Source organism: Burkholderia pseudomultivorans (assembly GCF_001718415.1).
Lineage (GTDB): Bacteria > Pseudomonadota > Gammaproteobacteria > Burkholderiales > Burkholderiaceae > Burkholderia > Burkholderia pseudomultivorans_A.
Window position 1 is genome coordinate 2,543,007 of sequence record NZ_CP013377.1, and the last position, 19,377, is coordinate 2,562,383.

Here is a 19,377-nt window from a genome sequence, read left to right on the forward strand (position 1 = left end):
TCGCACCGCCGGACTCGCTCGCGATTCATGGCCGAATGGCACGAAGGCCTGTTTTTATTTTATATCACATTGTGATGTATTCAACCGTGGGGAACCGGCACGGACGATACGGAATCGTTTTCACGGAATCGCGACCGCCGCGCGTCAGCCGACGTTCATCGGCAGCAGCACCATCTGCTTGCCCTCGACGTGCAAGCGCGCCTGCAGCTCGACCGGCGTCTGGTTGTGCAGCCATGCGGTCAGGAAATTCACACGCCGGAAGATCAGCTTGCTCGCAAAGCAGACGGCGTTCGGATACGCGTCGAGCGTCGACGATGCGAGATTCATGAATTCGAGCACGGGATTCGTGCCGAACGCGATCCGGTAGTCGGCGGCGATGCCGTTGCGGCGGCAGTGCGCGACATAGTAGTCGAGCGATTCGGTAATCGTGTGACGCAGCCGCTCGAGGTGTTCGTGACCGTCGTACGACTTCGCATCGACCTCGCCCACCGCGAGGAAGATCACGTTGCGGAAGTGTCCCGGAAACAGCCGGTTGACCCACAGCAGCGCGTGCATGCTCGCGCCGCGATGCTTGCCGACCAGCAGCACGGCGGTCGGCTGCGCCGGGTCGGGCCTGCCGGGCGCGACCGCTTCGTCGACTGCGGGGGGCGGCCCGGAGAACAGCGCGTCCTCCTTGGCGAGCTGTGTGCGCGTGTAGGCGTAGTGGCGGTTGATCATGAAGCACAGCGCGACTACCGCGCTGGTCACGAGCACCGTGAGCCAGCCGCCGGCCGTGAACTTCTCGATCAGCGTGATGGCGAGCACGGTCGCCGTCACGCTGAGCCCGAGCGCCGACAGGAAGAAATGCTTGAACCAGCCGCGCTCGCCGCGATGCCGCCACCAGTACGTGCACATGCCCAGCAGCGACATGCTGAAGGTGAGAAACACGTTGATGCTGTACAGCACGACGAGCACGTCGACGCTGCCGTGCGTCCACAGCAGGATCAGCAGGCCCGACAAGCCGACGACGATGATGCCGTTCTGCCGCACGAGCCGCGTCGACAGGTCGCGGAAATGGCGCGGCACCCACGAATCCGACGCCATGTTCGACAGCACGGCCGGCCCGTCCAGGAAGCCCGTCTGCGCGCCGACCATCAGCAGCCCCGCCTCGAATGCGAGCACGGCTGCGAGCAGCGCATGGCGGGCGAACGCCGAACCGAGCCCCAGGTGGTCGATCACGCTGCCGAACACGACCGCGTTGAGCGTCTCGCCTTCGACGGGCCGCGCGTCCCACAGCATGTAGAGCAGGATGATGCCGCCGGCCGTGAATGCGAGCGACGTCGACATGTACCACATCGTCGCCTTGCCGTTCGGCACGCGGGGCTCGGCGAGCATGTTCACGTTGTTCGACACGGCCTCGAGGCCTGTATACGTGCCGCCGCCGAGCGAAAACGCACGCATCAGCAGCGCCAGCATCACGAAGGTGCCGAGCGATTGCGACATTCCGTGCGCCTCGTGCACCGCACCCGGCACGATCTGCGCGAGATGGCTGCCGTGCACCGCCACGCCGTACACGATCAGCCCGAAATGCAGGACCACGAAGCCGATGAAGACCGGCAGCAGCACCATGATCGATTCGCGCATCCCGCGGAAGTTGAGGCCCGTCATCAGTACGATCAGCACGATCTCGGTCGCGAGCTTGAACGTTTGCGCGCCGACCGGCAGCAGGCTGAAGAACGCATCGACGCCGCTCGCGAGCGACGTCGCGACGGTGAGCACATAGTCGACCAGCAGCGCCGCGCCGGACACGAGGCCGGGTTTCGGCCCGAGCAGCGCAGTCGCGACGCGATAGCCGCCGCCTCCGGTGGGGAACAGCTCGATGACCTGGTTGTAGCCGAGCGCGATGATGAACACCGTCGCCGCCGTTGCAAGCGCAAGGAACAGCGCGAGCGGCGTGTGGTGGGCCAGTGCGAGGAATGCCTCTTCCGGGCCGTAGCACGACGACGACAGGCCGTCGGCGCCGAGCCCGACCCAGGCCAGCAGCGGCGTGACCGCGATCGCATGCCGCGTGCGCGGATCGAGCGGATCCAGCGGCTTGCCGACGAGCATTTGCCACGCTTTCCGGAATGCGGCCATGGTCCCCTCCCCCGCGCCGCGGCGAGGCGGCGTCATCTTTTAAAGCTAATCGACACACGCGCGTTGCGCCAGTCCGCACATTCCATAGGGCACGCGCAGCCGTTCCGCATCGCTTTCAGCGCGTAAGCGCCCGGCCCGCGCCGCCGGCCCCGCAGCAAACCGGCGCCGCGCCGCGCCGCAGCCCGGCGGCCACGCCGCGCTCGGGGCCCCGCGCCCGCCCGCTTCATCGCGCCGACGCGATTTCCGCCCGCATCCCCTTCGTGCGTTTTTCCCCGCAATTCGTCTTTTGTGTGCGCGCAACAATGGCGGGGCCTCGCGAGCGGCGCCATGCGGGAAACCCGCTCCCCGCATGGCGCCACTCGCGGCGGTCTGTTCAAAAACCACATCTCACGAGGACATACCATGCAACTCCAATCTCATCCCGCTTGCCGTCCGTTCTACGAAGCCGGGGAACTCACGCAGTTGACCGCGTTTTACGAGGAAGGCCGAAACATCATGTGGATGATGCTGAGATCGGAACCGCGGCCGTGCTTCAACCAGCAGCTCGTCACCGACATCATCCATCTCGCGCGCGTCGCACGCGACTCGGGCCTGCCGTTCGACTTCTGGGTGACGGGCTCGCTCGTCCCCGAGCTGTTCAACGTCGGCGGCGACCTGAGCTTCTTCGTCGACGCGATCCGCAGCGGCAAGCGCGACCTGCTGATGGCCTATGCGCGCTCGTGCATCGACGGCGTGTACGAGATCTACACCGGCTTCGGCACCGGCGCGATCTCGATCGCGATGGTCGAGGGCAGCGCGCTTGGCGGCGGCTTCGAGGCGGCGCTCGCGCATCACTACGTGCTCGCGCAGAAGGGCGTCAAGCTCGGCTTTCCCGAGATCGCGTTCAACCTGTTCCCGGGCATGGGCGGCTACTCGCTCGTCAAGCGCAAGGCCGACCGCGCGCTCGCGGAGCAGCTGATCTCGACCGGCGAGGCCCACGCGGCCGAGTGGTACGAGGATCGCGGGCTGATCGACCAGACCTTCGACGCGGGCGACGCCTATCTCGCGACGCGCACCTTCATCGACGTGATGAAGCCGAAGCTGAACGGGATTCGCGCGATGCTGCGCGCGCGCGAGCGCGTGTTCCAGCTCACGCGTTCGGAGCTGATGGACATCACCGAGGACTGGGTGCATGCGGCGTTCACGATCGAGCCGAAGGACCTCGCGTATATGGAACGCCTGGTGATGTTGCAGAACCGGCGCGTGTCGAAGCTGCGCACCGTGTGACGTGACGGCGGCGGCCGCCGGATGCCGGCGGCCGCGACCCGGGACGGCTCAGGCGATCAGCCTGAGCTTTCTCGTCTCCGCGAGCCAGGCCTCGAATGCCTGGGCCGCCATCGGCCGCGCGTAGTAGTAGCCCTGCGCGTGGCCGACGTCGATCTGCTTCAGGAACGCGGCTTCCTCGTGCGTTTCGACGCCCTCGGCGATCACCGAGAAATTGAGCGCATTCGCGAGCGACACGACCGAGCGCACCAGCGCCTGCGAGCGCGGATTGCGGTCGATGCCGGTGATGAAGCTGCGATCGAGCTTGATCGCATCGAGCGGCAGCCGCGACAGTTGCGACAGCGACGAATAGCCGGTGCCGAAATCGTCGAGATGGACCTGCGCGCCGAGCTGACGGAACCGCTTCATCAGCCCGTGCGCGGCATCCTCGTCCTCGATGAAGCAGCTCTCGGTCAGCTCGATGTCGAGCAGGCCCGGCTTCAGGCCGGCGCTGTCGAGGATCGACGCGAACTGGTGGACGATGTTCATGTCCTGCAACTGCCGTGCGGAAACGTTCACCGCGATCCGCACGCCGAGCCCCTTCGCCTTCCACGCGGCAGCCTGCGCGGCGGCCGTGCGCATCACCCAGCGCCCGAGCGGCGCGATCAGCCCCGACTCTTCCGCGAAACGGATGAACTCGACCGGCGCGACGAGCCCGCGGTCCGGTGACTGCCAGCGGATCAGCGCCTCGACCGCATGCACGTCGCCCGTCGCGATATCGACGACGGGCTGGTAGTGCAGCACGAACTGCTCTTCCTCGAGCGCCTTGCGCAGGTTCGTGTCGAGCCACATGTACTTCGCGACCCGCTGGTTCATCTCCAGCGAGAACACGCGGTACGTGTGCTTGCCGGCTTCCTTCGCGACGTACATCGCGGTATCGGCGTTGCGGATCAGCGTCTCGAGCGAGTCGCCGTGCTGCGGATGCATCGCGATGCCGATCGAGCAGCTCGTGTAGACCTCCATCAGCCCGAGATGAATCGGCGTGCGCAGCCGTTCGAGGATGATCTGCGCGGTCGCTTCGAGCAGCGCGCGCGTGCCGTTCTCGAACAGCACGAGGAATTCGTCGCCGCCGAGCCGCGCGAGCGTCGCGCCCGACGGCAGACAGCCGCTGATGATCGCCGACACGTCCTGCAGCAGCCGGTCGCCGGTGATGTGGCCGTAGTGGTCGTTGACGCGCTTGAAGTTGTCGAGATCGAGGAACAGGATGCCGATCTGGCCCGGCTTGTCGCGGCTCTGCTCCGCGATCACCGCATGGATGCGCTCGCTGATCGCATGGCGGTTCGGCAGCCCGGTCAGCACGTCGGTGTTCGCGAGCTCGATGAGCCGCTGCTGCGCGTTGCGCTCCTCGGTGATGTCGATGCCCGAACAGATCAGGAACTGCTCGTCGACGCCGCTGCCGCTCTGCACGAACTTGTTGCGGAACTGGAACAGGCGCGGCCCGTTGACGGTGTTGATGTAGCGCTCGACCGCGAACGCCTGGTTGCTCGCGAAAAACCCGGTGATGTTGCTGCGCGACTGCGCGCCCTGCTCGGGGCTCATGAACAGCTCGAACGCGCTGCGGCCGATCACGTCGACCTCGCGCTTGCCGGTCACTTCCTCGCACAGGCGGTTGAAGCGCTGCACCATGCCGTTGCGGTCGAGGATCACGACGAGCGAGTTCACCTCGGAGACGACCTGCTCCGCGAACGCCAGCCCGTGCGCGAGATCGCCCGCCACGGACACGGTGTCGGAATACGCGGAAGCGGTGCCGGCCCAGTCGGTCGTGTTGACCTTCCTGCCGACCAGATGCAGCGCCACCGGATGGCCGAACAGCGCGATGTCGAGCACCAGGTGCGACGTGACGCCCGTCAGCGCGCGGATCCGCGCGGCCTGATCGGCCGCCAGCGCGACACTGATATTGGTCATGCCGCGCACGGCGGCGAGTTCGAGCGCGTTGCTGTCGCTGCCTAGACGCCAGCAGGGGCTGCGCGTACCGACATGCGCCTCGAGCACCGCGCTATCGTTTTCGTCATCCATGGACACGCCCCGACCCAGAAAAAACGCACAGTGTAGACGGAGGCGAGTTCGCCGACCGTCCGTCCGGACCTGCCGCCCACCCAACCAGGCGGCGGTGACAACCGCGACGACGGTCCTCGTCCCGTACTTGTTCCCAACTCATGCGACCCGGCGTCTGCCTATTACGCACGGGTTCTGCCAATCGAGTGACGAAGCCATCTTATCAAATGCCGATACGGATTGGCATTCACATTTCATTCGGGGTGTCAAGGAATCACGACTCGACTGATCGGCGCCTGTTTTCATGCCGGGCCGTGGTCGGGGGCCGCACGCCGCGCCGGACAAGGGTTTCGGCGTGACGGACGGAATTCCGCGCCCGGCGGGGGTTTGCGGCAAATCCTGAAATCCGGGGACGGATCTTATACCAAACGCGAAAAATGGGAATGATCCGATACGAATTGACGCCGGGCGGGACAATTTCCATTCGGTATTAGCAGGAATGCGCGATTTTAATTTCCCCGAACGCGGCAATAACGCGCCGCATTCCGGTGCACCGGACGTTTTGTCGGCGCGACAGCCGCGCCGGCGCGGCGAAACCCGTCATGCCGGCGCGCGTGCGGCGCCCGCGCCGGCATGGCCGGGCTTTGGACGGCGGGTGGGCGCCGGCCGCCGTCCGCATGCGGGCCCCGGTCAGCCCGCGACGCCGTATCCGCCGCCGCCCGGCGTCTCGACGACGAACACGTCGCCGGGCGCCATCTGCGCGCGACCGATATGGTCGAGCGTCTCGACCGTGCCGTCCGCGCGCTCGATCGTGTTGCGGCCGAGCGCGCCCGGCTCGCCGCCCGCCGCGCCGAACGGCGCATGGATCCGGTTGTTCGACAGGATCGACGCGGTCATCGGTTCGAGAAAGCGGATCCGCCGCACCGCACCATCGCCGCCGCGCCAGCGTCCGGCGCCGCCCGAACCCGCGCGGATCACGTGCGAGTCGAGCCGCACCGGGTAGCGCCATTCGAGCACTTCCGGATCGGTCAGCCGCGAATTCGTCATGTGCGTCTGCACCGCGCCGACGCCCGCGAAGCCGTCGCCCGCGCCGCTGCCGCCCGCGATCGTCTCGTAGTACTGGTACTGCGCATTGCCGAACGTGAAGTTGTTCATCGTGCCCTGGCTCGACGCGACGCAGCCGAGCGCGCCGTACAGCGCGTTGGTGATCGCCGACGACGTCTCGACGTTGCCCGACACGACGGCCGCCGGGTACTCGGGGTTCAGCATCGAGCGCTCGGGCACGATCACCGTGAGCGGCTTCAGGCAGCCGGCGTTCAGCGGGATGTCGTCGCCGACGAGTGTGCGGAACACGTACAGCACCGCGGCCATGCACACGGCCTTCGGCGCGTTGAAGTTGTTGTCGAGCTGCGCCGAGGTGCCCGTGAAATCGATCGTCGCGCAGCGGGCCGCGCGATCGACGCGAATCGCGACGCGGATCTCCGCGCCGTTGTCGAGCGGATAGCGATAGTCGCCGTCCTGCAGCGCGCCGATCACGCGCCGCACGGCCTCCTCGGCGTTGTCCTGGACGTGCCCCATGAACGCGAGCACGACGTCGCGGCCGAACTGCACGACCATCCGGCGCAGTTCGTCGACGCCCTTCTGGTTCGCGGCGATCTGCGCGCGCAGGTCGGCCATGTTCTGCTCGACGTTGCGCGCCGGATAGCGGCCGGACGCGAGCAGCACGCGCGTGTCCGCATCGCGCAGCGCGCCGGCCGACACCAGCAGCCAGTTGTCGATCAGCACGCCCTCCTCGTCGATATGCGTCGAATCGGGCGGCATCGAGCCCGGCGTCGTGCCGCCGATGTCCGCGTGGTGGCCGCGCGAGCCGACATAGAACAGCGGCGCGTCGGAGCCGTCCGCGAACACCGGCGTGATGACCGTCACGTCCGGCAGGTGCGTGCCGCCGTGATACGGATCGTTCAGCATGAACACGTCGCCGTCGCGCATGCGGCCGCGATTGCGCTCGATCACCGTGCGGATGCTCTCGCCCATCGAGCCCAGGTGCACCGGCATGTGCGGCGCGTTCGCGATCAGGTTGCCGTCGCCGTCGAAGATCGCGCACGAGAAGTCGAGCCGCTCCTTGATGTTGACCGAGTAAGCGGTGTTCTGCAGCCGCAGCCCCATCTGCTCGGCGATCGACATGAACAGGTTGTTGAAGATCTCGAGCCGCACCGGATCGGCGTCGGTGCCGAGCGAGCGGCGCGTCGGCAGCGGCGTCGTGCGCGTCAGCACGAGGTTGCCCTGCGCGCACATCTGCGCGCGCCAGCCCGGCTCGACGACGGTCGTGCCGTTGCGTTCCGCGATGATCGCCGGCCCGTCGATCGCGTCGCCCGCCAGCAGCGTGTCGCGCACGTACAGCGCCGCGTCGTGCCATGCGCCGCCCGAATAGAAACGCACGGTCGTGTCCGCCGCCGGCGCGCCGTCGCCGCGCGGCGCGAGCGGTGCGATCTCGACCGGCGCGTCGGAGCAGCCGATTGCCTCGACCGACGCCAGCTCGGCGACGAGCGGCGTGCCGGGCATCAGGAACGCGTAACGCTGCCGGTACGCGGCCTCGAACGCGTGCTGCATCGCAGCGACGCTGCCGGCCGGCACGTCGAGCGCCGAATCGGTGCCCTGGTAGCGCAAGTGCACGCGCCGGTCGGTCGCGATCCGTTCGGGCGGCACGCCCTGTTCGAGCAGCGCGCCGACCGCCTCGTCGGTCAGCCGGTCGAGCGCCGCGTTCAGCGCCGGCAGCGAGTCGTCCGACAGCACGGCTTCGACCGCGCGCTCGCGCATCGCGGTCTGGTCGGCAAGGCCCATCCCGTACGCGGACAGCACGCCCGCGAGCGGATGCGCGAACACCTGCGTCATGCCGAGCGCGTCGGCGACGCCGCACGCATGCTGGCCGCCCGCGCCGCCGAAGGTCGTCAGCACGTAGCGCGAAACGTCGTGGCCGCGCTGCACCGAGATCTTCTTGATCGCGTTCGCCATGCTGCCGATCGCGATCTCGAGGAAGCCTTCGGCCAGCGCCTCGGGCGTCTCGCGCCGGCCGGTCGCCGCGTGGATCTCGTCGGCGAGCGCCGCGAACTTCGCGACCACGCCGTCGCGGTCGAGCGGCTCGTTCGCATGCGGGCCGAACACGCGCGGGAAATAGTCGGGCTGGATCTTGCCGAGCATCACGTTGCAGTCGGTCACGGTCAGCGGGCCGCCGCGCCGGTACGCGGCCGGCCCCGGATTCGCGCCGGCCGACTCGGGCCCGACGCGCAGCCGCGCGCCGTCGAAGCCGAGCACCGAGCCGCCGCCCGCGGCGACCGTATGGATGCTCATCATTGGCGCGCGCATCCGCACGCCGGCCACCTGCGTCTCGAACACGCGCTCGAACTCGCCGTTGTAATGCGACACGTCGGTCGACGTGCCGCCCATGTCGAAGCCGATCACGCGCTCGAAGCCGGCCGCGCGCGCCGCGCGCACCATCCCGACGATGCCGCCGGCCGGGCCCGACAGGATCGCGTCCTTGCCCTGGAACGCGTCGGCGCGCGTCAGCCCGCCGCTGCTCTGCATGAACTGCAGGTTCACGCCCGGCATCTCGCGCGCGACCTGTTCGACGTAGCGGCGCAGGATCGGCGACAGATACGCGTCGACGACGGTCGTGTCGCCGCGCGACACCATCTTCATCAGCGGCGACACCTCGTGCGACGCGGACACCTGCGTGAAGCCGATGCGGCGCGCGAGCTGCGCGAGCGCGCGTTCGTGCGCGGTGTAGCGATAGCCGTGGATCAGCACGATCGCGAGTGCGCGCACGCCCGAGTCGAACACGCGGCGCAGCGCCGCTTCGGCGCGGTGGAGATCGAGCGGCTCGACCACATCGCCGTGCGCGCCGACGCGTTCGTCGATCTCGACGACCGTCTCGTACAGCGCGTCGGGCAGCACGATGTCGAGATCGAACAGGCGCGGCCGGTTCTGGTACGCGATGCGCAGCACGTCGCGAAAGCCGCGCGTCGTCGCGAGCGCGGTGCGTTCGCCCTTGCGTTCGAGCAGCGCGTTGGTCGCGACCGTGGTGCCCATCTTCACCATGTCGACGCGCTCGGGCGTGATCGGCTCGCCGTCGGCGAGGCCGAGCAGGTGACGGATGCCGGCCACCGCCGCGTCGCGATACTGCTCGGGGTTTTCCGACAGCAGCTTGTGCGTGACGAGCGTGCCGTCGGGCCGGCGCGCGACGATGTCGGTGAAGGTGCCGCCGCGGTCGATCCAGAATTGCCAGCGCGCGGTGTCGGAGGGTGCGGGAGAAGTGTGTCGGTCAGTCATGGCGATGAAATCGATGCGTCGTGGATTCGAAGGACGAGCGCCGCCGCACGGCGCGCATCGCGCGCCGCGTCACGGGGCCGTTCGTCAGGAAGAAAATCGTGTGCGGGCGATGCGCCGCTCACGCGGCGTCGAGTTCGCGGCCGCGCGTCTCGGGCAGCGTCAGCGCGGCGACGATCATCACGCCGTACGCGGCGACCGCGAAGATCCCGATGCTCGCGCCGAGGCCGTAGTGCTTCGACAGCGCGCCGATCAGGAACGGGAACAGTGCGCCGACCGCGCGGCCCACGTTGTAGCAGAAGCCCTGCCCCGAACCGCGCACGCGCGTCGGGAACAGTTCGGTGAGGAACGCGCCCATCCCCGAGAAGATGCCCGAGGCGAAGAAGCCGAGCGGAAAGCCGAGCCACAGCATCGACGTGTCGGTCAGGTTCAGCGACGTGTACGCGAACGCGATCACCATCGAGCCGAGCGCGAACAGGATGAAGTTCGGCTTGCGGCCAAGGCGGTCGGTCAGGTATGCGCTCGTCAGGTAGCCGACCCACGAGCCGAGGATGATCATCGCGAGATAGCCGCCCGTGCCCATCACCGTCAGGTGCCGCTCGGTCTTCAGGAAGGTCGGCAGCCACGTCGTGATCGCGTAGTAGCCGCCCTGCGCGCCGGTCGTCAGCAGCGCTGCGCGCAGCGTCGTCGTGATCAGCTGCGGCGCGAAGATCTCGGTGAGGCGCGGCGCATCGGCGACGCGCGCCTGCGCGGCCTTCTCCTTCTCGTAGACGTCGGGCTCCTTCACGTAGCGCCGAATCACGACGACCAGCAGCGCGGGCGCAAGCCCGACCAGGAACAAGGCGCGCCACGCGAGCTCGGCCGGCATCACCGAGAACATCAGCGCATACAGCAGTGCGCACAGCCCCCAGCCGATCGCCCAGCCCGACTGCACGAGGCCGACCGCCTTGCCGCGGTCGCGCGCGCGGATCACTTCGCCGATCAGCACCGCGCCGGCCGTCCATTCGCCGCCGAAGCCGAAGCCCATCAGCGCGCGCGCCGCGAGCAGCTGATGGTAATTCTGCGCGAGCCCGCACAGCGCGGTGAACACCGCGAACCACAGCACCGTGAGCTGCAGCGTGCGCACGCGGCCGATCCGGTCGGACAGGATGCCCGCGATCCAGCCGCCGAGCGCCGACGCGAGCAGCGTGATGGTGCCGATGAAGCCCGCATCCGCGAACGAGATGCCCCAGGTCGCGACCAGCGTCGGGATCACGAACGACAGCATCTGCGTATCCATTCCGTCGAGCATGTAGCCGACCTTGCAGCTCCAGAACGCACGGCGCTCGCGCGGCTGCGCGTCCGCGTACCACGAGAACAGGCCGTTGCGCGCGGGGCCCGCGGCTTCGGCGTCGGCCGCCGCAAGCGTCTTGCTTTCCATGGTGAATCTCCTGTTGAAATGCGCGGTCAAAATCGAGTCGTAGCGTGCACGCGCCGTGCGCGGCGCCGGGCCGCGGATGCGCGCCGCCCTCCGCTAGGGCGGATCGTCTTGCCGTCGCGGCGGCAGGCCGCGACGCGGTCGGGACGACGGCCGCACGGGCCGCCGCCGTGCTGCGTCAGAACACGGCCAGCGACGCGTTCGTGATGTCGGTCATCAGCATGTGGCCGGGCGTATGCGCGATCGCGAGCGGCAGCTTCGCGTCCATCAGCGCGGTCTGCGGCGTCACGCCGCACGCCCAGAACACCGGCAGCTCGCCGGCGCGGATCGTCACCGCATCGCCGAAGTCGGGCGCACCGAGATCGGCGATGCCCAGTTCCTGCGGATGGCCGATATGGATCGGCGCGCCGTGCACGCCCGGAAAGCGGCTCGTGATCTGCACCGCGCGGATCGCGTCGGCGCCGCGCATCGGCCGCATCGACACGACCAGCCGGCCGCCGAAGATGCCTGCGCGCCGGTTCGGGATCGACGTGCGGTACATCGGCACGTTGCGGCCCTCCTCGACATGGCGCAGCGCGATCCCTTCGCGTGCCAGCATGTCCTCGAACGAGAACGAGCAGCCGATCGCGAACACGACGAAGTCGTCGCGCCACAGCGCTTCGAGCGAGTCGACGCGCTCGGTCAGCCGGCCGTCGCGATAGACGTTGTAGCTCGGCACGTCGGTGCGGATGTCGAGATCGTCGCCGAGCACGTCGAGGCGGAACGCCCCCGGTTCGCCGACGCCGAGCAGCGGGCAGGCCTTCGGGTTCGCCTGGCAGAAGCGCAGGAAATCGTGCGCGTACGCGTCGGGCAGGATCGCGAGGTTCGCTTGCGCAAACGGGCCGCACTGGCCGGCGGTCGGGCCGCGGAACGCGCCGCGGCGCACGGACTGGCGGAATTCGGAAGGCGTCATCGGATTCATGGGCAGATCGGGAAGTCAGCAGGATGACGGAGCGGCGTCATCGGATACGGCGAAGAATAGAAAAGAAAAAATTTTGTCGCCAACGAGTTTTTTTGCACTTCCTGTATAGAATCTCTTAACAACTCTCGGGGTTTTCCCCGGGTTCCGTTCAGTTTTCGTAGCGGGCAGGCTGCACGCCCACCGCTTTTCCGATCGCCATGAACACGCGTTTCCTCGAAACCTTCGTCACGCTCGCGAAACTGCGCAATTTCCGCACGACGGCCGCCGCGCTGCATGCGACGCCGGCCGCGATCTCGCAGCGCATCAAGGCGCTCGAGGACGAACTGCAGACCGTGCTCGTCGATCGCGACAGCCGCGAATTCCGGCTCACGCCGAACGGCGAATACCTGCTCGGCTATGCGCAGGCGGTGGTCGAGGCGACGCATGAACTGCAGGCGGCCGCGTCCGGCGAAAGCGCGCTGCGCGGCAAGCTGCGGCTCGGCGTGATCGAGACCGTCGTGCACAGCTGGCTGCCGCACTATCTGCGCCGCCTTGCGGCCGACTATCCGCAGCTCGAGATCGACCTGACCGTCGATGTCAGCGTCGTGCTGCAGCGCAGGCTGATGGCGGGCGAACTCGACCTGATCATCCGCGTCGAGGGCAGCGACGAGGCGTCGGTCGTCTGCGACGCGCTCGCGAACTATCCGGTGCGCTGGATCGCGCGCGCGGGGCTGCTGCCGAATACGCGCACCGGTCTCGCGCGGCAGGTGCTGCGGCAGCCGATCCTGACCTACGGGCGCGGCACGGCGCCCCACCGCGCGCTGGAGGACATCGTGCGCACGCTCGCGCACGCGCACGGCGTGCCGTTGTCGGAAACGCGGATCACCGGGTCGCCGTCGATCTCGGTGATCGTGCAGCTGGTGCGCGACGGGTTCGGCGTCGCCGCGATTCCGGGGCTGTTCGTCGATGCGCTGATCGAAAGCGGCGAAGTGGTCGAGCTGCCGCTGCAGCCGTCGCCGCCGTCGATCGTCGTGTCGATGTCGCGGCGCGCCGACGCGCCGCGGTTCGTGCACGGCGCGTCGATCGCCGCGCGTGCGGCGTGCCACGAATACTGCGAGAAGAGCAACCGGCGGCTCGTCGAAGCGCTGTGAGGCGCGGCGAGCACTGTCGTGTCGCCCGTCAATTTCCTTGTACGGAACGTTTCGGGGTCGCGTATTGAAATTCACCGTCCCGGCGTCACGATGTGACGACCGGCCTCGTGGTCACCGCTCGCTGTCGGGCTGAACCGTCGATTGGATACTATTTCGCTGATACACGAATGGCGCGCCCTTTTCGGGATCGCAGCCGATATGCTCGATCCCGCTCACACCATCGACGACATGAAACTGAAACATCTCCGCGCGCTACAGGTGATTGCCGAATCGGGCAGCATTCAGGAAGCATCCCGGCGACTCTGCCTGACACAGCCTGCGGTGAGCCGGATCGTCCGCGAGTTCGAGAGCGAGCTCGGCCTGCCGCTACTGATTCGCACGACGCGAGGCGCGACGCTGACTGAATATGCGGATCTCATCGTCAGGCGCGCCGGAGCGATTCACCGGGAGATCGAGCGAATCGGCGAGTACGTCGACGAGATCCGCGGCATGCTGAACGGACGCCTGTCGATTGCCGTGAGCGCGCCCACCATGAGTACGGCGCTCATCGACACGCTCGCGGATTTCGCGAACGAGCGGCCGCATGTCGATCTGCAAATTCGCGAAATGCGCACGCAGCAGATCGAGGACAGTCTGCGCGACGGTACGACCGACGTGGGCGTGCTCACGCACTTCGGCGACCAGAGCGTATTTCCGTATCAGGCGGAGTTGCTGTATCAGGGCGACATGGTGCTCGCGATCAGCAGCTGCTATGCAGGCCCGACGTCGCTGTCGCTGTCCGCGCTGCAAAAAATGCCGTGGCTGACGCTCGATCTCGTTCAGGACGACAACAGTTTCATCTCGGTGTTGATGAAATCGGCGGGTTTGCCACTGCCGGAACGAATCATTCGCAGCACGGCAACGACCATGTATCGCGGCATTGCGCGGCGGGTCGGCGCGGTATCGATCTGGACCGCGAGCGGCAGCGATTTCCTGCAGCGTTGTTTCGCCGAAGGCGGGATGCGCCGCATCACCGTCGCGGACCCGATGCCTCGCATGAGTGTGCGGCTCGCCTATCGGGACCGCGACCTGATGACGACGCCCGCACGCGATTTTGCACTTTGGCTGCGCAACAAAGTCGAGCGTGACGGCTTTCGCTACGACGCCCGGGATATCGAACTCCAGCCATGACCGTGCGCGATCACGCGTTCGCACGCCACTGTTCGCGATATGCATAGACCGCTGCCAGACTGACGAGGTTGCACACGAACACGTACACGCCGGCCATGAACGGGGCTTGTGCATGCGCGATCAGCGCTGTGACGACGAACGGGGCCGTGCCGCCGAACAACGTCACGCTGAATGCGTAGCTCGTCGCGAAGCCGCTCGCACGAACGCGCTGCGGGAAGGCTTCCATCATCATCAGAACCAGATTGCTGGAGCCGAGCACCATCAACCCGGTCAATAGCGCGCTTACGCTCAGTACGATGGCCGGCGTCGGCAGGTGCGTGATCAGCCAGAACGCCGGAAGCGCTACACAGGTAGAAATGGCCGTGAAAATCAGCGCGAAACGCCGTCGCTGTCGAAGGCTGTCCGCAAGGACGCCGGAGACGAGCGACATCGCGACCATCACCATCGCACCGATCATGGCGGCCAGAAACGCGGTTGTCGCGGGCAGATGCATCACGCGCGTCAGATAGCTCGGCATGAAGTAGACGGCCGTATACATCGTGACAGTGCTGCTCATCAGCAGAAACACGCACGCCACGAGCTTCGCAAGATGCGACGATGCGAGTTCGCGCAGCGGCGGCTGTGCGGTGTCGCGACCGCTCGCGACGCCGCACACTTCGGGCAGGTGGCGGCGAATGTAATAGCCGACCGGCGCGATCAGCAGACCGATCAGAAACGGCAGCCGCCACCCCCAGCTCACGAGTGCGTCGGGCGTCAGCACGTGCGACAGCGTCAGCCCGAACAACGCGCCCAGCATCGCGCATACGCCTTGGCTGAGCGTTTGCCAACTGACCATATAGCCGCGCTTGCGGACTTCGCCGGACTCCATCAACAGCGTCGTCGACGCACCGATTTCACCGCCGGCGGAAAACCCCTGCAGCAGTCGCCCCGCCAATACGACGAGCGGCGCGGCGACACCGATGCGAGCGTACGTCGGGCACAGGCCGATTGCCGCGGTGCCGAGCGTCATCAGCCAGATCGTCAGCGTCATCGCGGCGCGGCGACCGACGCGATCCGCGTAGCTGCCGATCAACAATGCGCCGAGCGGGCGCGCGAAGAACCCGGCACCGAACGTGCCGACCGACAGCAGCAGCGACGTCAGCGGATCGTGCGACGGGAAGAACGCCGAGCCGATGTATGCAGCGAAAAAACTGTAGACAGTGAAGTCGAATACTTCGAGACCGTTGCCGAGCGTGGTCGCCGCTATGATCTTGCGCGTACTGATCGTGTCTGTGGCCGTGGGCGGGTCGGCGGCGACGGCAGGGGTAAGGGCCGAGTTTTGCATGGTGTCTCCACGAGCGATGAGCGATATCGTTTCGAATCGCCAATCGGCACATCATTCACAACCAGAAATATCCCGACAAAGCATATTTCGTTATGGCTATGCCATTTCGAATCAGCCCTGGTCGGCATGACCGAATCGGGCGGCAAGCCTTGGCCGATGAATGCGTTGTTGACTGGAATCGAGGACGGCTATGCGAAAGCCGCATACCCGTAACAAAACATGATTTGCGCTGAATTTATGGCGCGACGAACCTTCGTTCGCAGCACACCGACCGAATCATGCGACGGCGTGCCAGAAACGTCGCGACATGCAGTTCGGCAAAAAAACTCGATCACTCCCTCCTCCGTCAACGAACATGAAGAGCACCTTGCTTTCGATGCTGTGCGCAGCCGCATGCTTCGCCCATACCGCCCATGCCCAGTATGTGGAGGCCCCGTTCGACAACGAGGTCGGAAAGAACCAATATCGCGCGATCCTTGCACCGATAGGCATCGGTGCCGGCCCGGGATCGTTCGGGGTGCAGACCGGCAAGAGCCTCGTCACGCTGTACGGCAGCGTCGATCTCGCGATGAACTACATCAATGCGGGTGGCAAGTCCGCCTTGCGGATGCAAAGCGGCAACGTATGGACGTCGAAACTGGGTTTCTACGGGCAAGAAGATCTCGGTGGACAGACGACCGTATTCTTCCGGCTCGAGTCCGGATTCTACGCAAACAACGGCGCGATACAGTCGCCTTCGTCGTTCTTCAATCGCGGCGCGTTCGTCGGTCTGCAGAATCCTCGCTACGGGCAACTGACGCTGGGACATCAGTTGACGTCGCTCGGAATCGCGGCGCTCGGCGCGGATACGTTTTACGTGAATGGGCACGACGCAATCTTCGCGTTTCTGGCGGGCGTGTCGGATCTCGGTACCGGTGCGACGCTGGACGCGCTGGGACGCGTACCCAATACCCTCCGCTACGTGTCGCCGCGCCTCGACGGGTTCAACGTCGACGTCAGCTATTCGCTCAAGAGTACCCAGACGCCAGGCCCGGCCGTCCACTCGCGCTCGGCGGCAATCAACTATGTCGGCTACGGCACCACCGCCGCGGTGTCGTACGGCCAGACATGGTGCGATCCGGGTCTTGCCGGCAGTTGCACCGGGCCCGCCAGCCTCGCGCCGACGATTCGGACCGACGATCTGATCGCCAGCATCGTCCACGATTTCGGACCGGTCGTCGGCCAGTTCGCTTATCTGCGAACCGATCCGAAACTGGCCGGCGACGGCATCGCGAACCTGTATATCGGCGGCGTGCAGAAGATGTGGCACGGGAATTTGCTGCGCGCATCGATCGGCTATCGCGCCACGACCGTGGACAAGGATTACGCATACGGCACGACGCTGGGCGTCGACCACTTCCTGTCGAAGCGCACCGCGTTGTATGCGCGTGTCGGGTGGCTGCGCAACGGACCGAACTCGAATCTCACCTACAACTTCGACGCGACGTCGCCGTCCACGACCGTCAGCAACGGTCACTCGATCAGTAGCGTGACGATAGGCATGTACACGAATTTCTGATCCTGCCTCGAAAGGCGGCGCGGCGTCATGCCGATCGGCACGCGCTCTTCATTCCTCAAGGAGATGCAAATGATTCATACCACTGACGAATTCATCGATGCGCAGTCGCATGACTATATCCGGTTGTCGGACAGGATCTGGGGACTGGCCGAGCTTGGCTACGTCGAGTTCGAATCCTCCGATGCGCATATCGAGTATCTCGAGCGCGCCGGATTCGAAATCACACGCGGCGTCGGCGGGATTCCAACCGCGTTCATCGCGGAAGCTGGCACCAGCGGGCCGATTATCGGGATTCTCGGGGAGTTCGACGCACTGTCCGGACTCAGCCAGGAGAGCCAGGCGCTTGAATGCCGCCTGTCGACCGAAATCGCGAACGGCAACGGGCACGGCTGCGGCCACCACCTGCTCGGCACAAGCGCGCATCTGGCGGCAGCGGCGGTGAAGGACTATCTGGCAAAGGAGAAGCTTCCCGGCATCGTGCGCTTCTATGGCTGCCCGGCCGAGGAGTGCGGCGGCGGCAAGACGTTCATGGCGCGTGCAGGGCTGTTCGACGACCTCGATGCGGCGCTCACATGGCACCCGGGCTGGATGAACGGCGTCAAGACGTTCAACTTCCTTGCAGCGAAGCAGGCGTTCTTTCGCTTTACCGGCGTCGCTGCGCACGCGGGCACGTCGCCGCACCTCGGCCGTAGCGCGCTCGATGCCGTCGAACTGATGAACATCGGCACGAATTTCCTGCGCGAGCACATGCTACCCGACGCCCGCGTCCACTATGCGATCACCGACAGCGGCGGCACGGCGCCGAACGTCGTGCAAGCGCACGCAGAAGTGATGTACATGGTGCGCGGACCGCGCAACCGGGACGTCGCCGAACTGTTCGAACGCGTCGAGGCAATCGCACAAGGCGCGGCGCTGATGACTGGCTGCAAGGTTGAGCAACGCTTCGACGTCGCGTTCTCGAACGTGTTACAGAACGGACCGCTCAACGAACTGATGCACAAGCATCTGGTGCGTCTCGGCACGCCGGCGTACGACGATCGCGATCTTGCATTCGCCGACGCGATGCAAAAGACGGCGCGCCAGGAGGAAGTGGACGCGATCGGACGCATGCTCACCGACGTCTGGCGCAATCCGAAGCCGTTGTTCGACACGATCAGCCGCCTGGATACCGAGCACCTGATCGACGTGCACGGATCGACGGACGTCGGCGACGTGAGCTGGATCACGCCAACCGTACAATGCATGACCGCGTGCTTCGCGTTCGGCACGACGCCGCACTCGTGGCAATGGGTGGCGCAGGGAAAAAGCTCGATCGCGCACAAAGGCATGGTGTTGGCCGCAAAGACGATCGCCGCGACGGCGATCGACCTGTTCCGCGACCCGTCCCTGATCGAGGCCGCGAAGCAGGATCTGGTCATGCGCCGCGCGGGCGAGCCCTACGTGAATCCGATTCCCGATGACGTGCAACCGCCGCTTCAGGGGCGCGAACCGGCGAAACGATGACACCTGGCCAGTGCCGACCGGTCAAGGGGAATCGACCTGACCTCTGGGCATCGGCTGCCGCGAACCGGATTCGATCCGTCCGTGGTCGATTCCGAAGACCGGCGCGCATTAGTGCTCGGGTCATTGACCCGGAACCTGGATCCGCGCCGTCGACAGCAACGCACCACCGCATCCGGATGCCGGTCGGGAATCCCGTGCTCGATAAGCCGACTCGAGAGCATGTTCGATCGATTTCGCGACGGCTTCTTATGCCGACGTCCCCGTATGCGGCTTCGCGAGATTGCCGTCGCCGTACTCGCGCAGCACCTTCGCGATCACGACGGGATAGCCGTCGAGCCAGCGCGCCTGCTTCGCCTTCGCCTCGAGATGCACAGGATCCCGCATCAACTGCTGCAGCGCCTCCTCCGATTCCCAGTAGTAGACGTTCTGGATCAGCCCCGCCTCGACGTTCTCCCACGTCTCCTCGCCGAGATAGCCGGGTGTCGCGCGTGCGATGTCGGCGATCTGCCGGTCGAGCCGGTGAAACTCGTCGTCATACTGCCCGGCCCGGAAAATGAAAGTCGATGCGTACATGTGCGC

At 66.3% G+C, this 19,377-nt stretch carries 12 protein-coding genes; 5 read left to right on the plus strand and 7 right to left on the minus strand.

Annotation, left to right across the window (positions count from 1 at the left end; all coding sequences use genetic code 11):
- Positions 1-144 precede the first annotated feature (144 nt).
- A complete protein-coding gene (locus WS57_RS10975) occupies positions 145-2,115 on the minus strand; it encodes an APC family permease (protein ID WP_069244194.1) in 1,971 nt (656 codons plus the stop codon).
- Between the two features lie 402 nt (positions 2,116-2,517).
- On the opposite strand from WS57_RS10975, the gene WS57_RS10980 reads away from it, so the two are divergent.
- Positions 2,518-3,381 (plus strand): crotonase/enoyl-CoA hydratase family protein, encoded by an 864-nt coding sequence (locus WS57_RS10980; protein ID WP_009694800.1) that lies wholly within the window; start codon positions 2,518-2,520, stop codon positions 3,379-3,381.
- Between the two features lie 48 nt (positions 3,382-3,429).
- Here the strand turns inward: WS57_RS10980 and pdeR are convergent, their stop codons facing one another.
- The 4 genes from pdeR to WS57_RS11000 all read right to left on the minus strand — a co-directional run bounded on the left by pdeR (position 3,430) and on the right by WS57_RS11000 (position 12,104).
- Positions 3,430-5,433, minus strand: coding sequence for a cyclic di-GMP phosphodiesterase (gene pdeR, locus WS57_RS10985; protein ID WP_009694801.1), 2,004 nt, complete (start codon positions 5,431-5,433; stop codon positions 3,430-3,432).
- Positions 5,434-6,102: 669 nt separating this feature from the next.
- On the minus strand, positions 6,103-9,738 hold the full coding sequence (locus WS57_RS10990) for a hydantoinase B/oxoprolinase family protein (protein WP_069244195.1): 3,636 nt from the start codon (positions 9,736-9,738) through the stop codon (positions 6,103-6,105).
- A 118-nt stretch (positions 9,739-9,856) separates the two neighbouring features.
- Positions 9,857-11,155: an MFS transporter gene (locus WS57_RS10995; RefSeq protein WP_040130447.1), complete on the minus strand. Its 1,299-nt coding sequence runs from the start codon at positions 11,153-11,155 to the stop codon at positions 9,857-9,859.
- A 175-nt stretch (positions 11,156-11,330) separates the two neighbouring features.
- On the minus strand, positions 11,331-12,104 hold the full coding sequence (locus tag WS57_RS11000) for a putative hydro-lyase (protein WP_069244374.1): 774 nt from the start codon (positions 12,102-12,104) through the stop codon (positions 11,331-11,333).
- 206 nt (positions 12,105-12,310) lie between these two features.
- Here WS57_RS11000 and WS57_RS11005 point away from each other — a divergent pair, with 206 nt between their 5' ends.
- Positions 12,311-13,243: a LysR family transcriptional regulator gene (locus tag WS57_RS11005; protein WP_009694167.1), complete on the plus strand. Its 933-nt coding sequence runs from the start codon at positions 12,311-12,313 to the stop codon at positions 13,241-13,243.
- 141 nt (positions 13,244-13,384) lie between these two features.
- Positions 13,385-14,413, plus strand: coding sequence for a LysR family transcriptional regulator (locus tag WS57_RS11010; RefSeq protein ID WP_155755034.1), 1,029 nt, complete (start codon positions 13,385-13,387; stop codon positions 14,411-14,413).
- A 10-nt stretch (positions 14,414-14,423) separates the two neighbouring features.
- Here the strand turns inward: WS57_RS11010 and WS57_RS11015 are convergent, their stop codons facing one another.
- Positions 14,424-15,737 carry an MFS transporter gene (locus WS57_RS11015; protein ID WP_059602070.1) on the minus strand — a complete coding sequence of 438 codons (1,314 nt, stop codon included), beginning with the start codon at positions 15,735-15,737 and terminating at the stop codon, positions 14,424-14,426.
- A gap of 307 nt (positions 15,738-16,044) precedes the next feature.
- Between WS57_RS11015 and WS57_RS11020 the strand changes: the two genes are divergently transcribed.
- A complete protein-coding gene (locus WS57_RS11020) occupies positions 16,045-17,295 on the plus strand; it encodes a porin (RefSeq protein ID WP_081074392.1) in 1,251 nt (416 codons plus the stop codon).
- A gap of 63 nt (positions 17,296-17,358) precedes the next feature.
- Positions 17,359-18,798, plus strand: coding sequence for a M20 family metallopeptidase (locus WS57_RS11025; protein ID WP_059602167.1), 1,440 nt, complete (start codon positions 17,359-17,361; stop codon positions 18,796-18,798).
- A gap of 246 nt (positions 18,799-19,044) precedes the next feature.
- Here WS57_RS11025 and WS57_RS11030 read toward each other — a convergent pair whose 3' ends face one another.
- Positions 19,045-19,371: an antibiotic biosynthesis monooxygenase family protein gene (locus WS57_RS11030; RefSeq protein ID WP_069244197.1), complete on the minus strand. Its 327-nt coding sequence runs from the start codon at positions 19,369-19,371 to the stop codon at positions 19,045-19,047.
- Between the last annotated feature and the right edge of the window lie 6 nt (positions 19,372-19,377).